Here is an 18,948-nt window from a genome sequence, read left to right as displayed (position 1 = left end):
GCGCAACCCTCCAAGGGGGTTCGGGTCTATGTCAGTTACGTCCGCGTACGTCGAACTGGCTGCGGTTGGTGATCAGTTTGTCCAGGAGCATGACAAGAATTCGCTGTTCGGCCTCGCTCAGGACGCTTACCCAGGCGTGTTCGCGTTCGTTCTGCTCGCGAAAGGCTTCGACCATGGCTTCTCGGCCCTTGTCGGTCAGGTACAGCTGGACGGAACGGCCGTCGTTCTCGGTGGGCCGACGATCGATCAATCCGTCTGCCAGCAGCGACTTGGACAGATTGGAGACCGCTGCCCTACTCATGCCGGTGAGCTCGGCGGCAGCCTTCGGCTCGATCGGACCGGCCAGCCAGGTGACGAACAACAGCCTGAAGGAGGACCATGACCAGCCGCGAGGGCGGTGGATCGACGACTCGAGATCGTAGGTGACCACGTTGGAAGCCCGATTGAGTGTCAGTAGTACCTCGGTGGCCAGCTGGTCGCGAAAGCCGTGTTCGGTGGCCAGTCGCTTGTTGGCCAGTTCGATGAACGACCAGAAGTTCAGCACGCCGACGGTTGGCTGGTCATCGGTTGTCCGGTCAGTCATGGACTAACCCTAGCGCGATCTGCAGTTGATTAACCCGTGTATTAGATCTCGGGGTTACGATGAAACTTCGCAACCCGGCACTGCGGTCAGGATTCTGAACTATCGTGACGCGCGTGACTGCGCGCAGCGACGAGTTTCCCTTGGACGTCAACCTCATGTCGGTGGGGCAACTCGAGCGGAGAGGACGACTGACCACGGCGGTGGTCGAGATGCTGGCCGAGATGCCGTCGGATCGAATCCAGATGAAAGACGTCTCGGAGCGTTCAGGCGTCGCACTCGGAACGCTGTATCGCTACTTTCCGACCAAACAGCAACTTCTGGCTGCGGCGATGACGGCGTGGAGCGGTCTCGAATCGGTCCGTCGTCCTGAGAAGTTGCGGGCAGACGGTGGCGAGAACAACGCGTACGAGCGGGTTCTGGCACTTCATCGCCGCGAGATGAAGGCATTCGAGCGTAGGCCCTACTTCGCTCGGTTGGAGATCGAACTCCATTCGTCCTCGGATCAGTTCGTGATCGAGTCGTTGGATCTGCGCGCAGCGGCACATCGGAGAATGCTGTTCGAGTTGATGGACGGCGTCCCGGCCGAGACGGCGAGGGTTGCGGCCGTGGCAATAGGCGGCACGATGTTGACGGCCCTTGCGCTGTGGACCAGTGGCCGGATCGGATTCGCAGAGGCCCAGCGGAACGTCGAAGACGTCATCGGACTGGTAATTCGCTGAACGGTTGCAACCTAGAATTCAGTTCTTGTTTCTGCTGTCATGAACGCGAATTATCGCTTCGGCTTTGTGAAAACGAAGACGCAGGACGAGACCTTACCTAGAATTCACTTACAAATATGTCGGGTGTCCGATCCAGGGATCGACGTATCCGTGAACTGTGAAAGTGAGTCGCAATGAAGCGCTCGTACCGAGTCCGCGCTCGAATCTGGATGGTTGTCCTGGCGTCGGCGACGCTGGTGGTGACGGGGTGCGCCGGTAGCAGCCAAGGTACGACCACGGATGCATCGGACGTGACGGTCGGAGTTGTCGGTGACCAGAACAACGGGGGAGAGCCGCGATCGGGTGGCACCGTGTCGTTTGCCACCTACAACGGGATCAGCAGTCTCGATCCGGCTGACCGTCAGGACGGCGGCGCTACCGGTGGTAGCGAAATGGCAGCCATCTACGACCTTCTCATGCGCTTCGATACGTCGGCGGGCGAGTATGTTCCCCACTTGGCTCAGTCGTTGTCGGCCAACGGCGACAACACGGTGTGGACACTGAAATTGCGCGACGGCGTCACCTTCAGCGACGGCACTCCGATGGACAGTGCGGCAGTCCTGTGGAGCATCGATCACTATCTGCAGAAGAAGGGAACTCACGCGCTGGTGTGGAAGACCGCTGTGCGCGAGACGAATTCACCGGATCCGAGTACGGTCGTCTTTACATTGGCGCAGCCGTGGGACGAGTTCCCGATCATGTTCACCACCGGTCCCGGCATGATCGTCGCGCCCTCGTCGATGGCTACCGGCACGTTCACCCCGATCGGGGCAGGCCCGTTCACCGTCGAGAAGTTCGCCTCCCAGGACGAATTGGTGCTCGCTGCCCGTCCGACGTACTGGGACGGGGCGCCGTACCTCGAGAAGTTGCGCTTTCCGGCAATCGTCAACGAGAAGAGCAAACTGGAAGGATTGCACACCGACGGAATCCAGGTTGCCTATCTGAAGTCTCCCGACTTCATTCACGAGGCTTTCGAAGCCGGTGATCCCGGATTTGTGTACTCGGCCAGCATGGCCGGAGTTCTGGCAATCAATCAGCGCGACGATCGGGCAGCGAAGGACGAGCGCGTGCGTAAGGCGATTGTCGCTGCGGTGGACCCGAATACGTTCAACGAGCGAGTTCAGGGCGGCTTCGGCGAACCCGGCACCGACATGTTCGCGTCGTGGTCGCAGTGGCACGGATCGGTGGCTGGGAACGGCTTCGACCCCGAGGCGGCCAAGAAGTATCTCGCCGAGGCGAAGGCGGACGGTTACGACGGAAAACTGACGTACGTCGGGATGAACGATCCGGCGACGCAGCGCAGCGCACTGACGTTTCAGTCGCTCTTGCAGGCAGTGGGTTTCACGGTCGACATCACCTACGCAACCAGCATCAACGATCTGATTTCCATGCTGTACGCAAAGCACGACTACGACGTGTCCTACTTCGCGTTCAACGTGCTGGAAGAGTCACCGTTCGTGCGTATGTACGGCAACCTGTTCAGCGAATCGCCGTCGAACATCCTCGGTTACAAGAACGCTCGGATGGACGAGTTGCTCGGCAAGCTGCAAACAGCGTCGGGCGAGGATGAGCGGCGAGCCGTCATCGACGATATTCAGACCGTGGTCAACGAGACGGCGCCGATGGCCGTGGTCAACTCCGGCAAGGTCTTCATCCCGTGGCGCGAGAACGTCCACGGAGTGACCCCGAGTGCGGACGGGATTCTGCTCTTCGGCAACACGTGGTTGAGCTGACCCCCGTGCGCCTTTTTGGTAGTGCCCACTACCAAAAAGGCGCACAGGGGCTTTGTCCCTATAGCTCCGCTCGTACCAACTTCGCGGCTTCGACGAGGTTACGCAGTGACGCCTCGACCTCGACGGAACCGCGGGTCTTCAAACCGCAGTCCGGGTTGACCCACAACCGCTCGACAGGAACAGCTTTGAGTGCCTCACGCAGGGATTCGGCAATCTCGTCGACGCTCGGCACCCGCGGCGAGTGGATGTCGTAGACACCCGGCCCGACGCCGAGGTCGAACCCGACCGAACTGAGATCGTCGAGGACCTCCATGTGTGAGCGCGCCGCCTCGATGGACGTGACGTCCGCGTCGAGGCCGGCGATGGCGCCGATCACCGCTCCGAACTCGGAGTAGCACAGGTGCGTGTGGATCGCGGTGGAATCCGCGACGCCCGAGGTAGCCAACCGGAAGGCGCCGACCGACCAGTCCAGGTAGGCGCGCTGATCCTCGGCACGCAGTGGGAGTAGTTCTCGTAGAGCCGGTTCGTCAACCTGGATGATTCCGATTCCGGCGGCCTGCAGGTCGACGGTCTCGTCTCGAATGGCCAGTGCGACTTGATTTGCCGAGTCGGCGAGGGGTTGGTCGTCGCGGACGAACGACCAGGCCAGAATGGTGACGGGTCCGGTGAGCATGCCCTTGACCGGCTTGTCGGTCAGGGACTGCGCGTACGTGATCCAGTCGACGGTCATCTGTTTCGGGCGGGAGACGTCGCCGTACAGAATCGGCGGACGCACGCAGCGGGTGCCGTACGACTGGACCCAACCGTTGGCGGTGGCGAAGAATCCGTCCAACTGCTCCGCGAAGTACTGGACCATGTCGTTGCGTTCCGGCTCGCCGTGAACAAGAACGTCCAGGTCCAGCTTTTCCTGGAGCGCAACAACTTCGGCAATTTCGGCGCGCATACGGTTGACGTACTCGGCTTCGTCGATCTCGCCCTTGCGCAGTGCTGCGCGAGCGATGCGGATCTTCGAGGTTTGCGGGTACGAACCGATTGTCGTCGTGGGCAGCGGCGGCAGAGAAAGCAGTTCGTCCTGGGCAGCGCGACGTTCGGCGGCGGGCGCGCGACCGGTCGCCGAGTTCAGCACGGCGTCCAGACGGCCTCGAACACTCGCATCATTGAGTCTGCGATCGTCCTTGCGGGTCGACGCGGCCGCTCGTGCCAGAGCGAACTCGTCTTCCACCGACTCCCGGCCCTGTGTGAGAGCGGTTGCGAGAGTTACTACTTCCTTGACCTTCTCGGTGCCGAACGCGAGCCACGAGCGCAGGGCCTTGTCGACATCGGCTTCTGCGTCGAGAGTGTACGGAACGTGCAGCAGGGAGCACGATGTGGAGACGGCAAGATTATCCACGCTGCCCAACAGAGCACCCAACGTGCTCAGTGCCGAATCCAGATCCGACCGCCAGATGTTTCGTCCGTCGACCACGCCGGCGACGACCAGTTTGCGGGCGAGTTCGGGGACGGAGCCGATCGAATCCTGACCGGCCACCAGGTCGACGGCAAATCCTTCGACGCCGGTGGACGCAAGCGCGGGCAGCGCCTCACGCAGCGAACCGAAGTACGACGCCAACAGGATCGACGGCCGCTCGGACAGCGCTGAAAGCTGTTCGTACGCAGCGCGTGCCGCTTCGATTTCCTCGTCGGTGCGATCGCCTACGAGGGCCGGTTCGTCGAGCTGAACCCAGCTCGCACCGGCCTTCGCGAGCCGACCGAGTAGATCCGCGTAGAGGGGGAGTAGTTCGTCGAGTCGCGAGAGCAGCGGCTCGTCGGTGCCGACAGCCTTCGAGAGCAGCAGGAAGGTGACCGGTCCGATGACGACCGGGCGGGCTGCAATGCCGTCGGAAAGTGCTTCTGCCAGTTCGGACAAGACCTTGGACGGGTCGAGTGCGAACGTGGTGGACGGCGAGATCTCCGGCACCAGGTAGTGGTAGTTGGTGTCGAACCACTTCGTCATTTCGAGCGGCGCGATGGTGTCCGTCCCACGGGCAGCGGCAAAGTAGCGGTCCAACGGATCGGCGACCGACGCGACGCGGTCGGGCAGCGCGCCGAGAAGAACTGCGGTGTCGAGCATCTGGTCGTAGAAGGAGAAGGTATTGACCGGGACGGAGTCGAGGCCCAGGTCACGGAGGTCGGCCAAGCCCTGCCGACGGAGGTCACGGGCGACAGCCTGCAGGGCGTCGGCGTCGATGCGCCCTGCCCAGTAGCTTTCGGTTGCCCGCTTGAGTTCTCGATGAGGACCGATGCGCGGTGAGCCCAGCACGGTCGAAGTGAATGTTGTTGTCACGGAGTTTCTCCAGATTGCCAATGCACTGATGGCCACTGCCGGCAGACGGGTACACCTCACGAGACCCCGAGTTTCAGCGGGCAGCACTGCCCGCACCGCACGCGAGGTCCGATGGAGATCTACACGCCCATTCCACGAGGCGGTGGACCGTCGGGCACGGCGTGCCCGACACAGTCGGCAGGTCTTCGGACTCGCGGGCACTCGATCGAGTTGGATCGAACCTACTGGCCGTCGCTTCCCAGGCGGATGCCCAGTGCACATGAACGGCGGTCGTTCCTGCTTACCGCTGCGGGACAGTCCCGGATTTTCACCGGGTTCCCTCTCACCCCGACAGCTTGCGCTGACGGAGCTTCGACGCCGGGACCGGTCTTCGGGGCTCCTCATGACCGTGCCGGGCGAACCAGCTGCATCGACCAGCATAAGGCCAACCCTCCCTGAGCAGTCAAGGAGAGTCGGCGAAGGGCGCTATGCGCGTGACATGTAGGAATTCGAGTCCGGTGGTACGCGCGGAAGATTTTCGGAGGAACGTAGATTCTCCGCCATTTCGACAAGCAGATCCTGTGAAGACGGTGAGAGGTCGACGACACGGGAGGTGAGGTTCCGCAGGCGCACGTTGTGCAGCTGTTCGAGGAGGGAGAGGTCTGCCTCGCCACCTGAGATCGCGGGCGGAGTGTGATCGGACGGGGCGTAGAAGTAGTCCGGATGGACCTTGAAGAAGTGGGCGAGGGCGGCAACCACTTCGGGTGACGGATTGGTTCGGACGCCGGTGCGCAGTTGCGACAGGTACGGCGTCGAGATACGGCAGCCGAACTCGGTCATGCCGCGAACGACCATCGCGTTGGTGACGTGAAAGTCGGCAGTCTCGAACAGCGAGTTCAAGCGATCGTTGAACTGGTTCGACATGAGACGTCCCTTCCCCCGCTACGCACAGGCTCCGTCGGTTCAATTAACTGCATCATAGCCAGTTATCGAACGATTAGCTGTTTCAGATTCTCGCGAAGCGGTCGTTTGCAGGGAAAATCCCTAGGGTAGAAGGTCCCTACTTTGAGTGATCTGGACAAATCGCCATCACGAATCGAACGGCGAACTATTTGCCGGGGAAGGCTATTCCAGACGCGCGGATCAGAGCCAGCCGTTCGACTCGGCGATTCTGACGGCTTCCGCGCGCGTCGACGCACCCGTCTTACCCATCGCGGATGACAGATGATTTCGAACTGTCCCGGCAGACAGGAAGAGCGCCCCTGCGATGGCTGCCACGGGTGCGCCGTCGTGAGCGGCGCGCAGTACTTGGGTCTCACGCTCCGTCAGGGGCGACTCGCCGCTGACGAGGCTGTCGGCCGCAAGGGTGGGATCGACGACGCGCAGTCCGGCGTGGACACGCCTGACCGCGTCGGCAAGCTGCCTGGCGGGGGTGTCCTTGACGACGAACCCGCCGGCCCCGGCGTGCAGGGCTTTACGAAGAAATCCGGGACGGCCGAACGTGGTGACGATCAGAACCCGGGTGTCGGGTGCTGCCTCGCGAAGGGCCGCCGTCGCGGCGATTCCGTCCATGCCGGGCATCTCGACGTCCAGAAGCGCGACGTCCGGGCGGTGTTCGAGAACGGCGGACACCACCTCGTCGCCGCGACCGACCTCGGCCACCACGGACAGGTCGGATTCCAGATCGAGCAGCGCGGCCAAAGCTCCTCGCACGAGCGCCTGATCGTCCGCCAAGAGCAGCCGTATGGTTGCTCGATCGCCCTGGCTGTTCACTCTGTCTCCTGTTCGACTACCTGAAGTGCAAACCCCTGCGGCTGGGGATGAGTGATGATCACTCGTGCGCCCGACGCTCCGGCGCGCTCGCGCAATCCGATCAGACCGTTTCCGGAAGACGTCGACTCGGCCCCTCGTCCGTCGTCGACGACCGACGCACTATTTTCGTCGACCGTGATCCGGCAGTGGGTCGCACCGCTGTGTCGAACGACGTTGGTGACGCCCTCACGGATCGTCCATGCAAAGAGTTCCCGAAGACGCGTGGGAACCATGTCGGTACTGCTCGGCACCTCGTCCTCGATACCAGCCGCACGCAATGCCTCTCGCGCTCGGGCTATCTCGACGGGAAGAGAAATCCCACGAAATCCTTCGACGGCCGAGCGCACGTCCGCCAGCGCGTCTCGAGAGAGCCTTTCGAGGTCGTCGAGTTCGTTGCGCGCACGTTCGATATCGACATCGAGTAGGCGATTGGCCAGTTCGGCTTTGATCGTGATGACGGTCAGCGAGTGCCCGAGGATGTCGTGCAGATCGCGCGCCATCCTCGTTCGCTCCTCCATGATTGCCCGCTGCTCCTGCTCTTCGCGTTCATGGAGTATGGCGAAGTTGCGGCTGATCAGGGACATGATTCCCCAGGTCGCGAACGCGGCCGCGCAGACTCCGAGTGAGAGTCCGGAGTAGTTCCCCCATCCGGACGAGAGGCTGACTATCTCCACGGAGGCCGCGAACACCAAGGCGAGAATGCCGCCGGCGACGGTCGGCAACAGCGTCACCGCTGTCACCGCGAGGTACGGTGCTGCTGCCAAACCCGTCGGACCGACGCTCACGATCATCACAGCGGCCAACGCGGTCAAGGCGGACAGAGCCAGTGCAGCTTCGCGAATCGTCGGCCGAGTCATCGTCATTCGACGCCGCTGCTGCGTTGTGGCAAAGGTGTAGAGGTAGAGGGCACTGAAGGCGATCGTCGCGAGAATCCCTGTCCAGCCGCGCAGTTCGTCGCGCAGATTCCATCCCTCGATCAGCGGCCCGCCGAGAAATACCATCCAGACCGCCGCGAAGAGAACGCCGAAACGATTCCGCCGCGGGAGCGCGACGGAATCTTCTCGGTCAGTCGTTTGCGACAACTACACACGCTCCGTATCTCGTTGGAACCGCCAGATCGCTCCGCCGGCGAAGATGGCGAACCACACCAGGATATTGACGATCCAGGTCCAGTGAATGCTATTGCCCGTCAACGGTGCGTGGGCGAGGGCGTTGATGCCGAACATCGGGGTGAACTGTGCGATGGTCGCCCATACGGAACCGTCGGTGAGTGGTACGAAGAGTCCGCCGCCGAATGCGAGCAGAGCCAGTCCCGGTCCGAGCAACTGCATGACGTTCTCACTGGGGAGTAGGTACCCCATGAACAGGCCGAAGGCCGCGAAGATCGACGATCCCAGCCAGGCGATCAATGCCGTTGTGAACCAGAGTGATCCGTCCATCTGCGCCGAGGTGAACGCGCCGACGACGTAGACCACGAGAATCGAGACGAGACCGAGCAGCATCGCCATGATCAGTTTGACGGCGATGTAGGCGACCGGGGTCAGGGGAGTCAGCCGAAGTTGTCGGCTCCACCCGGACGCTCGTTCGATCGAGACCATCGCGCCGCCGCTGGTGGTGGCCAGCATCGCGCCGTAGAGAGCCATGCTGATCATGATGTACGCGGCGACATTGCCGTGCCCGATCCCGTGGTCGTCGTCGCCTTGACCGAGACCGAAGACGAGGAAGAAGACAACCGGCATGACGAGCGTGAAGATCATCGTGCGCCGGTTGCGAGTCAGGCGACGAAATTCCAGTCGCAGTAGCGTCGTGTTGAATCCGCCGAGAGGTACGACGGTTCGCTCGGCTCCGTAGGTGTTCGCTTCGGTTGCAGTGGTCATCACTTCTGTCCTTCGGAGTTGTTCGACGTGAGTGCGATGAATGCGTCTTCGAGGCCACGCGAGACGATTTCGAGATCGCGAGCCTGGGTATTGGTCAACAGGAACCGTGCAACGGCATCGGTGTCACCCGAGTGCACGAGCAGTGACTCACCGCGCACCTCGACGGCGTCGGAGTTCGGTATGGCTCGCAGGAGTTCGTCGGTGATGCCTGGAACAGTCGCGCGCAGGGTGCGTCCGAACGCCATCGCCTTGACCTCGGCGGTGGTCCCGTCTGCGACCACGGTGCCTTGCCTGACCAGGATGATGCGGTCGGCGTAGACATCGGCCTCTTCGAGGTAGTGCGTCGCAAAAAGCACAGTGCGACCGTGATCTGCGTCGGCGCGGATGGCGGACCAAAAGTCCCGACGCCCTTCGACGTCCATGCCGGTGGTGGGCTCGTCGAGAATGAGCAATTGCGGGTTCGACAGCAACGCCATCGCAAATCGCAATCGCTGTTGTTGTCCGCCTGAGCATTTGCTGACCAGGCGATCGGAGATGTCGAGGATTCCGGCTCTCCCCAGCACTTCGTCGACCGGACGGGATTGGGAGTACAGGCTGGCGGTCAGCTGCACAGTCTCGGCAACCGTCAGCTCTTTCAGTAGTCCGCCGGTCTGCATGACTGCCGAGACGAGTCCGCGGGCAATCGCCGATCGAGGTGACATTCCGAAGACGCTCACCTCGCCTGACGTCGGCCGGGACAGGCCGAGGATCATGTCGATGGTTGTCGTCTTGCCTGCGCCGTTCGGGCCGAGGAACGCGACGATCTCGCCGGGGCGGATGCTCAGGTCGATACCTTTGACGGCGTCGACGGTTCCGAAACTCTTGCGAAGTCCGGTCAACCGGACGGCATCGTGTGCCGATCCTTCAGTGCGTGTATGCAGTGCCTGTGGTGAATGCCGTGCCTGTGTTGAGGTCATACATAGAATCTGCTCGCTTCGAGGTCGTGATCCCTCGTCTGTCCGTCATTCTTCTGCCATGACATTTGTCATCGGGTCGGCCGGTATCTGTTTCGGTGCAACCTGACCGAGGCGCGCGAGGACCAACCCCGCGATGATTGCTGCGCCACCTACAGCTTGGAGTGCGGTGACGGATTCCCCGACCAGGATCCACGCGGCGACGACCGCGCACAGCACTTCGGTCAGCGCTACCAGAGACCCGATTGTCGGCCCCAGCAGCGTGATCGCGGCGATGCCGGTGAGATAGGCAATGACAGTGCTGACCAGGACCAGGACCACCACCGGCAGCCACACGTTCACCGAATGGTCTGCCACGACGGCGTTCGAGGCCGAGAACTGGAGGGGGAGGACGCCTACGAGTCCGAGCGCGCCGATGACCACTGCACTGACCGTGAGCCCCGATGCCGCGAGAACAACTGGATGGAGATCACCGTCCGCACGTTCGGAAATGACGAAATAGACTGCAAGGCATGCCGCGGCGGCCAGTCCCCAGGCGACTCCGACGGCACTGATCTCTGCCGATCCGAAGACGTCGATCACCACGGCGGCGCCGATCAAGGCCACCGCCGCACCGAGAAGCGTCTGCACGCTCGGACGTGCGCCCTTGGTTATCCACACCCACCCGATGACGATGATCGGTGCAAGGTACTCGAGAAGCAATGCGACGCCGACCGAAAGATGTTGCACGGCATTGAAGAAGCACAGTTGAACGCCCGAGATCGCGAACACCCCGTACAGCAGTACCGTTCGCGTGTGGGTGCTCACCTGTCGTAGGCGAGGCCATTGGGTGGCTACGGCGATCACCATCATCACCAGTGCGCCGCCTGCAACGCGCGCGAACACTGCGCCGCCGGGGGACCACCCTGATTCGATGAGAGATTTCGCGAACGGGCCCGATACGCCGAACGTTGCCGCGGACAGCAGAGCGAAGATCAAGCCGTTGCGAGAGTTCACGTCGTCACCCGTCAGGAGTAAAAGCGATTACGATGCTGACATTAGGTTGATACGGCTCAGGAGTCAAAGTGCATTTTGCTGGTGACACGGAATCGGCGCTCGTCTTCGCCGCGTCGTTGGTCAACACGGCCCGCGGCGGGGCCGAACTGCTTCCGGATCAAGAGGAGCTGACACGGTTTCTCGACGCGGATCGCTGGACCGGCAGGCGGGACGGCACACCGGAGGAATTGACGGCGGTTCGTGCGCTGCGTCCACGACTGCGAAAGTTCTGGGAAGCCGCGGGAGTGGACGACGCCGTCGAGGTGGTGAACACACTGCTACTCGAATCGGGCGCGAGGCCGCGGCTCACCAGGCACGACGACCTCGGCTGGCACCTGCACGTCACCGCTGACGATTCGCCACTGGTGGACCGGATGGCCGCAGAAGCGGCGATGGGTGTGCTCGATCTGATCCGAACCGACGAATTCTCGAGGTTGCGATGGTGCGAGGCCCCGGACTGCGAAGCGGTCTTCGTGGATTTGTCGCGCAATCGTTCGAAGCGATACTGCGACACCGGGAACTGTGGGAACAGGGCGCACGTCGCCGCCTATCGTGCCCGTAAATCCGGGGCGTGACCAAGCGGCGTTCGGAGGGATAGAACCAGGCTGAGTGAATACCTTGTCGGGAGCCAGGATCGGTCTAGCGTTGTGAATTCGGAACAGATTTCGCGAAGCCAGGAGGATGGTCGGTGGCCGATCGTAGGCGTCCACTCAAGACGGTGACCGGTGTCAGCGGGGCGGTGAGTATCTACGACGCCGCGATCGATCCGACGACTTCGACGGTCGCGTCCGCGATCGACGTCGCAAAGACGGCCGAGGCGAACAAGATCGACGGACTGTTTGCCGCCGACCTGCTGAGTTTCGGTGCGCAGGGCGCGATCGGTGCGCAGGAGCCGTTGATCTTCCTTGCCGCGCTGAGTGCGGTCACCACCCATGTGGGGCTCATCGCCACCGTCACGACGACGTTTCATCACCCATTCAACCTGGCACGGTTGTTCGGCACCCTGGACCACGTCAGCAATGGTCGAGCCGCATGGAATGCCGTCACTTCCTCACTCGGAGAAGAGAACTACAGCGACCTGGACCTGCCGAGTCCGGAGGAGCGGTACGCCCGAGCGGCCGAATCGCTCGAGGTGGTCAACGCGCTCTTCGACAGCTGGAAGCCCGGCGCCTTGATCCGGGGAGAGGGCTCTGCGGTGCTGGATCCGTCGAGGGTGGTCCCCATCGAGCGCCGAGGCAAGTACTTCACCGTGCAGGGGCCGTTGAACATTCCATCCCTGCCGCAGCGTCGTCCGGTCCAATTCCAGGCAGGCCAATCTGCCGGAGGTATCGAACTGGGTGCTCGCTTCGCCGAGGTCGTATTCACTTCTCTCGCAACCTTCGAGGACGCGGTCACCTACACGAAGACGATCCGCGCCAGGGCGGCAGAGTTGGGGCGTGGGGACGAACTGCCACTGATTTTCAGCTCGTTCCACGCAACGTACGGCGCTACCGAAGCCGAAGTCGAACGATTGGTCAGAGAAGCCGAGGAATCGACGGACTTCGACGCCGGACGCACCAGGCTTGCCGACATGTTCGGCGGTGACGTGGATTTCTCGGAATTGCCGCTGGATCGGCCGATCCCGGAGTCGTTGTTGCCGGACCCGTCGTCGGTGAATCGACGACGGGGCCGGGTCGAGATCTTCGGCAAGCTCGCATCACAAGGAAAGACTCTGCGTGAGTTGATCATCGCGTCCAAGGACACCGGCCACTGGGCAGCGGCGGGCACCCCGGAACAGCTCGCGGACGCGATCGAGGAACGATACGACGCGGGCGTACTCGACGTCATCACGCTCGGTGACCTTGCCGATCCGCGTACACGCGATTTCGTCACGAACGGGCTGCTGCCGGAGCTGCGCAAGCGCGGAATCGTGGGATCCGACTACGTCGGCGGTACCTTTCGCGAAAACCTCGAGTTGCCACCGCTGCCACCGGTTTCCGGTGTCTAGTTGTTGGAAGCGAGTGAGCGCATGAAGAACATGAGGTTGGCCGGTCTTTCCGCCAGGCGACGCATGAAGTAGCCGTACCACTGGCTGCCGTAGGGAACGTAGACCCGCAGGTGATTGCCTTCGGCTACCAATCTGCGTTGTTCGCCGTCGCGGATGCCGAAGAGCATCTGGAACTCGAAATCCGCGGCTGTCCGCTCGGTCAGTGTGGCGAGTCCGAGGGCGGCGTCGATCATGGTGGGATCGTGGGAGGCCACCATCGGGTATCCGTCACCTTCCATCAAGACCTTCAGGCAACGCACGTACGACGCGTCGACTTCGGCGGCCTTTTGGAACGCGACGCCGGCCGGTTCCTTGTATGCACCCTTGCACAGCCGAATTCGTGAACCTGATCCGGAGAAGTGCCGGCAGTCGGCCTCGGTGCGGTGTAGGTACGCCTGCAGGACCGTGCCGAGCGTCGGGAAGTCGCGGCGCAACTCTTCGACGATGGACAGTGTCGAGTCGGTGGTGGTGTGATCCTCCGCATCGACGGTGACCCACGCGCCCACTTCGTCTGCCGCTGTGACGATTCGGTGAGCGTTCGCCAGGGCGATCTTCTCGCCGTCACCGGGAAGTGACTGCCCCAACGCGGAGAGCTTGAGCGAAACCTCCAGGGAGTGTTGCGTCCCGGCAATCTCGGAAAGCGTTGCGTACGAGCGGAGAAGGGAGAGATAGGCATCGACGGTAGCTGTTGCCTGAGCCGGATCGGTGGTGTCCTCGCCGAGGTAGTCGACCGTCACGAACCGGCCACTGGTGAGGATGTCGCGCACCGCTGACATCGCTGCGGGTTCCGCGTCCCCGGCGACGAACCTGTCTACAAGCTTGCGGGTCAAGGTCATCCCGGAGACTGTCTTCTCCAGTCGCGACGAGCGTGCCGCCGCGAGGAGCACCGGGCGCAGTGGGTTGCTCAGCGAGACGGCACTCATCAACGGTTCTCGCTCTCGGCTGGATCGACGTCCTGGTGGGGGTAACGATGATCGGTGGGAGGAACGAAGGTTTCCTTGACGGTGCGTGTCGACGCCCAACGGAGCAGATTCTGCGGCGAACCGGCCTTGTCGTTGGTACCCGAAGCCCGCGCACCTCCGAAGGGTTGTTGTCCGACAACCGCTCCCGTCGGCTTGTCGTTGACGTAGAAGTTTCCGGCGGCGAACCGCAGACCATGATGAGCTTGATCGACGGCCGCACGGTCGGTGGCGATCACGGCACCGGTCAGGGCGTAAGCGGATCCGCTGTCGATACGAGCGAGGATGTCGGCGTAGGCATTCGGTGCGGAGTCGTCGTAGACGTGAAGCGAAAGGATGGGGCCGAAGTACTCGGTGCTGAAGGCCTCGTCACTGGGGTCGTCACCGAGCAGGACCGTCGGCGAGACGAAGAATCCTTCGCGGTCGTCGTAGTCGCCGCCTGCTGCGATGGTGAGGCTGCTGGTCGACTTGGCGCGGACGATCGCGGCGGCGTTTCGGTCGAACGAACGTTGGTCGATGACGGCGCCGCCGAAGTTCGTCAGGTCGGTGACGTCTCCGTACTTCAGCGACGACACAGTGTCGATGAACGTGTCGCCCATCTTGGCCCACACCGACTTCGGGATGAACGCCCGTGATGCGGCCGAACATTTCTGGCCCTGGTAGTCGAAGGCCCCGCGAATCAATGCCGTCGTGAGTACGTCCGGGTCAGCGGAACTGTGTGCGAGTACAAAATCCTTGCCGCCGGTTTCGCCGACGAGACGCGGATACGTCCGGTAGTTCGAGATGTTGGCTCCGACCTCACGCCACAAACGCTGGAACGTTGCGGTGGATCCGGTGAAGTGGATACCCGCCAGTCGGGGGTCGGCAAGCGCGACCTCGGACACCAAGGGGCCGTCGCCGAGAACAAGATTGATCACCCCGGGCGGGAGGCCGGCAGCTTCGAGTAGTTGCATTGTCAGGTACGCCGCGACGGCCTGCGTGGGTGACGGCTTCCAGATCACGGTGTTGCCCATCAGGGCCGGTGCTGTGGGGAGATTTCCGGCGATGGCGGTGAAATTGAAGGGAGTGATCGCGTAGACGAAACCTTCGAGTGGACGATATTCGACGCGATTCCACACTCCCGGAGCGGAAACGGGTTGGTCGGCGAGTATCTGACGTGCGAACGCGACGTTGAAACGCCAGAAGTCGATCAGTTCGCAGGGCGCGTCGATCTCGGCCTGGTATGCGGTCTTCGACTGGCCGAGCATTGTTGCGGCGGCGATGGTTTCGCGCCACGGGCCGGAAAGTAGATCGGCGGCGCGGAGGAAGACCGCAGCGCGGTCGTCGAACGAGAGGTCGCGCCAGGCCGGGGCGGCGAGTGTGGCGGCGTCGATGGCATCACGAACGTCCGAGTGGGTTGCGCCCGCATACGATCCGAGCACCGAACTGTGACGGTGTGGTTGAACAACGCTCTCTCGCTTACCTTCCGCAGTTCGGTGGATGCCGCCGATGACCTGCCTGATGTCGGTCGGCGATTCGGCCAGTTCGGTCAGTTTCGTACGGAGGCGCGATCGTTCCGGGCTTCCCGGCGCGTAATTGTTCACCGGTTCGTTGGCTGGGTGGGGGACATTGGTAACGGCGTCCATGACGATCCTTCGGCAGACTCAGGAGTGGGCAGTTGTCGTGTCGTGAACCAGTCAAGTCGAAAGACGTCGGCGAGTAATCCGCTGAGCGGCCAAACATCGGTGTCCGTGTTTGTCCGATCGGCTGAACCGTTTTCGCAGGAAAATGCACTATTCTCGAAGTTGAGGCGTTGCGACGGTCCGGAGAGTGGGTGGTACGTGTCTATCCGTGGGGTCAGGCTCGACGCGGTCCTTCGGGCGCTGGGCGGAGCTTTTGTCGAGCTCGTCCTCGCGCCGTCAGGTGATGACGTCTTCGTCGACTCCGTGGTGTTCGCAGAGGTCGGGGACCTCACGCGCCCCAGAACCGCGGCCGTCGAATCCTCTGAGCTCTGGCTCGCTGTCGGTATCGGCGCAGCCGAATTGGCGGCCTGGCTGAACCGCCTCGATCAGAAGGGATCAGCGCCTCGGGCCGTCATGTCGAAGGAGGCCTCGGACACGTCGGTGCGTGCGGCGGCACAGCGCGCCGGGATCGCCTTGATAGCGGTCCATCCGGATGCTCGTTGGGATCGATTGTTCACGACCATCCGGGGCGTGCTCGATCATTCGGTATCCCGACAGGATTCGGACGACATCGTATTCGGTAGTGACACAGACTTGTTCGAGCTGGCGCAGAACGTCGCCGCAATCACGCGGGGGATGGTCAGCATCGAGGACGAGCATTCCCACGTCTTGGCCTATTCGGCATCGGGAGATGCTGCGGACGAGCTACGTCGGCAATCAATCCTCGGCCGCGAAGGACCTCGCGAATACCTCCGAAAGCTACAGGAGTGGGGCGTCTTCGAGAGCCTGCGGCGAAGCGACGACGTAGTGGAGGTGCCCGCTCACGACGACCTTGCGATCAGGCGACGGTTGGTGGTTCCGATTCGGAGAATATCCGACAATGTCAAGGGGGAGAGCGGTTTCAGCTCTGATCTTCTCGGCACGATCTGGGTGCAGGAAGGCCCGGTTCCCATTGCCGGCGATGCCGACAGCGTGCTCCGCGGTGCCGCGGCCGTTGCTGCTCGGCTGATTTCGCGCATCCGAGACGCGCCGAGTAACGAGGCGATACAGATTCAGCGGTTGCTCGGGGTTCGCGGCGGCGGTGTCGACGTTCCTTCGCTCGCCGCCTCGTTGACCATCCCGATGTCCGGACCGGCGATGGTGGTCGGAGTGGCGAGTATCGGAAACGGTGGGCTGCCGTCTTCGGGCGAACTCGTGTCGTCTTTGCGACTGCACGCCAGCGCCTTTCAGCGTGAATCGCTGGTGAGTGCCGTCGGCACCCGGATCTATGTGCTGTTTCCGCGAACCCAATCCGTGAAATCCACAGTCTCGTGGACCCGCGAAGTTGTCGCGCGTTTGGACAAGGTGTCGCCTTCGGGGCTACGGGCCGCGGTCTCGTCGCCGGTTTCGACGCTTGCGGAGGTGGCCCAGGCTCGGGCCGAAGTGGATCGGGTCTTGGACGGAACGTCGGGGGATGTTCGTGTGACCACCCTCGCGGACTCGCGCACACCGGTGCTGCTGGGCGAAATCATGGACACCATTGCGGCCGACGAGCAACTGCACGATCCGAGAGTCGACGCCCTGGACGTCTACGACAGACGCAACGGGTCGAACATGCGCGAAAGCATCTCCGTTTACCTCGCACATTCGGGCGATGTCCGACGTGCATCCGAGCAGCTTCGGATTCACCCGAACACCCTCAGGTATCGGATCAAGAGGGTCGAGGAGATCACGGATACCGACCTCTCCGAGCCGTCGGCCAGGCTGTTGATGGAGATTCAGTTGGCGGCGTCTGCTCGGGCAGTGAGTTCGCCGAACCTGTCGGACCCCAGTAGTACTCTTCGCGAATGATCGACTCAGCGAAGGTGCCAGGCGCAGCGCGCGCGTATTTCGACGGCGGCGACGTCCGCGGCGTTTTCACCGAAGACGCAGTGGTTCGTGACGACGGCCGGACGTATGTCGGGATCGAAGAAATCGTGGCGTGGAAGTCCGCCGTGTCGACGGCGTTCACCTTCACCCAGAAGATCGAGTCGGTCAACACCCCAGGCTCGGCCGTTGTCGTGTCGGTGAAGGTCGAGGGTGATTTTCCCGGAAGCCCCGTCCAGTTACATCACCATTTCACTCTCGACGGTGATCGGATTTCCGCTCTCACGGTGTGCCCCTGATGCCCACCGCTGACGAACTGCTCGGGAAATCCGTCGTCGCCGATCTGGCAGGCTGTCTAGAGCGAGCCTCCGGTCACACACGCCTCGCCCTCGTTCGGGGTAGTACATCCGAATTCGACGGTATGAGTCTCGGCGAACGTACGCGCGTCGTGCGGGACGCGATGACTGCCGAACTGCCTCAGGATCTTCCGGCCTTCGCCGAGATCATCCGCCGTGCGCTTTCAGAAGAGACCTTCACCGGTTGGATGATCTGGCCGGTGACCGAAGCCGTCGCCGTCACGGCGACACGAAGTGGCTCCGAGTCGGATTTCGACGAGGGAATGGCTCTGCTTGCCGAGCTGACGTCGCGTCTGACGGCCGAATTCGCAATTCGCACATTTCTCGAAACGAACCTTGACCGTTCGCTGGCGATCGCACTCACCTGGACCGGCCATGAAGACGAACACGTCCGGCGCTTGGCGACCGAAGGCACTCGTACTCGTTTGCCCTGGGGAAGACGAGTGAAAGAATTGACGGCGCGTCCCGAGTCGACAATCGTCATTCTCGACGAGCTGTATCGGGATGATTCGGAATATGTACGACGTTCGGTCGCAAACCATCTCAACGATCTCAGTCGTGCTGACGCTGCGCTCGCAGTATCGACTGCGAAGCGTTGGCTGCAGACACCGGATGCCAACACACTGAAAATCGTCAAACATGCATTGCGGACGTTGATCAAGGCCGGCGATCCAGATGCTCTGTCCCTCTTGGGGTTCTCGCCGCCCACCGACGTCGTGGTCGAGGGGTTCGTCATCGACCGCGAAACAGTTGATGCGGGTGGAGAACTCACCTTCGACTTCGCCGTCACGAACAATGGCAGCGAGTCCGTCACCGTCGTGATCGATTACATCGTCCACGTGAAGGCCAACGGGCACACGACGCCCAAGGTCTTCAAACTGACAACACGAACGCTGGAACCCGGGGTGCCGGCCCGTATCGCGAAGAGGCATTCCTTCAAACCGATCAGCACCCGGAAGTACTACGCCGGCGAACATGCCGTCGAGGTGCAGATCAACGGCGTACGCCAGGTGCGAGGTGTATTCCGTTTGGACGCGTGAGGAGATCC

The 18,948-nt window shown here is 62.4% G+C and carries 17 protein-coding genes and 1 riboswitch; of the genes, 7 read left to right on the top strand and 10 right to left on the bottom strand.

Annotated features, from left to right (window positions below; translation table 11 throughout):
* Positions 1–31: 31 nt before the first annotated feature.
* A complete protein-coding gene (locus tag ACBG85_RS22480) occupies positions 32–583 on the bottom strand; it encodes a MarR family winged helix-turn-helix transcriptional regulator (RefSeq protein ID WP_003939926.1) in 552 nt (183 codons plus the stop codon).
* A gap of 104 nt (positions 584–687) precedes the next feature.
* Here ACBG85_RS22480 and ACBG85_RS22475 point away from each other — a divergent pair, with 104 nt between their 5' ends.
* Both ACBG85_RS22475 and ACBG85_RS22470 read left to right on the top strand, forming a co-directional pair.
* Positions 688–1,302 (top strand): TetR/AcrR family transcriptional regulator, encoded by a 615-nt coding sequence (locus ACBG85_RS22475; RefSeq protein ID WP_372024930.1) that lies wholly within the window; start codon positions 688–690, stop codon positions 1,300–1,302.
* 173 nt (positions 1,303–1,475) lie between these two features.
* Positions 1,476–3,074: an ABC transporter substrate-binding protein gene (locus ACBG85_RS22470; protein WP_063315878.1), complete on the top strand. Its 1,599-nt coding sequence runs from the start codon at positions 1,476–1,478 to the stop codon at positions 3,072–3,074.
* A gap of 58 nt (positions 3,075–3,132) precedes the next feature.
* On the opposite strand, the gene metE is transcribed toward ACBG85_RS22470, so the two are convergent.
* The 7 genes from metE to ACBG85_RS22435 all read right to left on the bottom strand — a co-directional run bounded on the left by metE (position 3,133) and on the right by ACBG85_RS22435 (position 11,014).
* The gene (metE, locus tag ACBG85_RS22465; protein WP_064688105.1) at positions 3,133–5,397 is read right to left on the bottom strand and encodes a 5-methyltetrahydropteroyltriglutamate--homocysteine S-methyltransferase; all 2,265 of its coding nucleotides are present in this window, start codon (positions 5,395–5,397) and stop codon (positions 3,133–3,135) included.
* 158 nt (positions 5,398–5,555) lie between these two features.
* Positions 5,556–5,757, bottom strand: a riboswitch (cobalamin riboswitch).
* Positions 5,758–5,862: 105 nt separating this feature from the next.
* On the bottom strand, positions 5,863–6,300 hold the full coding sequence (locus tag ACBG85_RS22460; protein ID WP_003940179.1) for a helix-turn-helix domain-containing protein: 438 nt from the start codon (positions 6,298–6,300) through the stop codon (positions 5,863–5,865).
* Positions 6,301–6,519: 219 nt separating this feature from the next.
* A complete protein-coding gene (locus tag ACBG85_RS22455) occupies positions 6,520–7,149 on the bottom strand; it encodes a response regulator transcription factor (RefSeq protein WP_003940330.1) in 630 nt (209 codons plus the stop codon).
* Positions 7,146–8,270 (bottom strand): sensor histidine kinase, encoded by a 1,125-nt coding sequence (locus ACBG85_RS22450; RefSeq protein ID WP_054831249.1) that lies wholly within the window; start codon positions 8,268–8,270, stop codon positions 7,146–7,148. Before ACBG85_RS22450 ends, ACBG85_RS22455 begins: the two co-directional genes overlap by 4 nt.
* Positions 8,271–9,065 (bottom strand): ABC transporter permease, encoded by a 795-nt coding sequence (locus ACBG85_RS22445; RefSeq protein ID WP_019745005.1) that lies wholly within the window; start codon positions 9,063–9,065, stop codon positions 8,271–8,273.
* Entirely contained in the window at positions 9,065–10,021 is a 957-nt protein-coding gene (locus tag ACBG85_RS22440; protein ID WP_372024924.1) for an ABC transporter ATP-binding protein, read from the bottom strand. Before ACBG85_RS22440 ends, ACBG85_RS22445 begins: the two co-directional genes overlap by 1 nt.
* Before the next feature lie 45 nt (positions 10,022–10,066).
* Entirely contained in the window at positions 10,067–11,014 is a 948-nt protein-coding gene (locus ACBG85_RS22435) for a DMT family transporter (RefSeq protein WP_003940332.1), read from the bottom strand.
* A 68-nt stretch (positions 11,015–11,082) separates the two neighbouring features.
* Here ACBG85_RS22435 and ACBG85_RS22430 point away from each other — a divergent pair, with 68 nt between their 5' ends.
* On the top strand, positions 11,083–11,628 hold the full coding sequence (locus ACBG85_RS22430) for a CGNR zinc finger domain-containing protein (protein ID WP_003939872.1): 546 nt from the start codon (positions 11,083–11,085) through the stop codon (positions 11,626–11,628).
* A gap of 113 nt (positions 11,629–11,741) precedes the next feature.
* Positions 11,742–13,040, top strand: a complete 1,299-nt coding sequence (locus ACBG85_RS22425) for an NtaA/DmoA family FMN-dependent monooxygenase (RefSeq protein WP_372024921.1) — start codon at positions 11,742–11,744, stop codon at positions 13,038–13,040.
* Here ACBG85_RS22425 and ACBG85_RS22420 read toward each other — a convergent pair.
* Together ACBG85_RS22420 and pruA are read right to left on the bottom strand one after the other, a co-directional pair.
* The gene (locus tag ACBG85_RS22420) at positions 13,037–14,002 is read right to left on the bottom strand and encodes a proline dehydrogenase family protein (RefSeq protein WP_003940479.1); all 966 of its coding nucleotides are present in this window, start codon (positions 14,000–14,002) and stop codon (positions 13,037–13,039) included. The genes ACBG85_RS22425 and ACBG85_RS22420 overlap by 4 nt on opposite strands.
* Positions 14,002–15,663 (bottom strand): L-glutamate gamma-semialdehyde dehydrogenase, encoded by a 1,662-nt coding sequence (pruA, locus tag ACBG85_RS22415; RefSeq protein ID WP_372024917.1) that lies wholly within the window; start codon positions 15,661–15,663, stop codon positions 14,002–14,004. The genes ACBG85_RS22420 and pruA overlap by 1 nt, the downstream gene beginning before the upstream one ends.
* Positions 15,664–15,858: 195 nt before the next feature.
* Between pruA and ACBG85_RS22410 the strand changes: the two genes are divergently transcribed.
* From ACBG85_RS22410 to ACBG85_RS22400, 3 genes are read left to right on the top strand one after another with little or no spacing between them, the layout of a single operon-like run.
* Positions 15,859–17,529, top strand: a complete 1,671-nt coding sequence (locus ACBG85_RS22410; protein ID WP_047270998.1) for a CdaR family transcriptional regulator — start codon at positions 15,859–15,861, stop codon at positions 17,527–17,529.
* Positions 17,526–17,843 carry a nuclear transport factor 2 family protein gene (locus ACBG85_RS22405; protein ID WP_007733586.1) on the top strand — a complete coding sequence of 106 codons (318 nt, stop codon included), beginning with the start codon at positions 17,526–17,528 and terminating at the stop codon, positions 17,841–17,843. The genes ACBG85_RS22410 and ACBG85_RS22405 overlap by 4 nt, the downstream gene beginning before the upstream one ends.
* Positions 17,843–18,940 (top strand): DNA alkylation repair protein, encoded by a 1,098-nt coding sequence (locus ACBG85_RS22400; protein WP_372024913.1) that lies wholly within the window; start codon positions 17,843–17,845, stop codon positions 18,938–18,940. The genes ACBG85_RS22405 and ACBG85_RS22400 overlap by 1 nt, the downstream gene beginning before the upstream one ends.
* Positions 18,941–18,948 lie beyond the last annotated feature (8 nt).

The sequence above is a fragment of the Rhodococcus sp. NyZ502 genome, from assembly GCF_041464245.1.
In the GTDB taxonomy this organism is placed as follows: Bacteria; Actinomycetota; Actinomycetes; order Mycobacteriales; family Mycobacteriaceae; genus Rhodococcus_F; species Rhodococcus_F qingshengii.
Note: the sequence above shows the minus strand (reverse complement) of the source record. Positions and strands in the feature narration are given on the sequence as shown.

Bases quoted from the DNA above. Each gene is read 5' to 3' on its own strand.
- pruA (WP_372024917.1), bottom strand. From the start codon at position 15,663: ATGGACGCCGTTACCAATGTCCCCCACCCAGCCAACGAACCGGTGAAC.
- ACBG85_RS22405 (WP_007733586.1), top strand. From the start codon at position 17,526: ATGATCGACTCAGCGAAGGTGCCAGGCGCAGCGCGCGCGTATTTCGAC.
- ACBG85_RS22460 (WP_003940179.1), bottom strand. From the start codon at position 6,300: ATGTCGAACCAGTTCAACGATCGCTTGAACTCGCTGTTCGAGACTGCC.
- ACBG85_RS22440 (WP_372024924.1), bottom strand. From the start codon at position 10,021: ATGACCTCAACACAGGCACGGCATTCACCACAGGCACTGCATACACGC.
- ACBG85_RS22470 (WP_063315878.1), top strand. From the start codon at position 1,476: ATGAAGCGCTCGTACCGAGTCCGCGCTCGAATCTGGATGGTTGTCCTG.
- ACBG85_RS22480 (WP_003939926.1), bottom strand. From the start codon at position 583: ATGACTGACCGGACAACCGATGACCAGCCAACCGTCGGCGTGCTGAAC.
- ACBG85_RS22420 (WP_003940479.1), bottom strand. From the start codon at position 14,002: ATGAGTGCCGTCTCGCTGAGCAACCCACTGCGCCCGGTGCTCCTCGCG.
- ACBG85_RS22445 (WP_019745005.1), bottom strand. From the start codon at position 9,065: ATGACCACTGCAACCGAAGCGAACACCTACGGAGCCGAGCGAACCGTC.
- ACBG85_RS22400 (WP_372024913.1), top strand. From the start codon at position 17,843: ATGCCCACCGCTGACGAACTGCTCGGGAAATCCGTCGTCGCCGATCTG.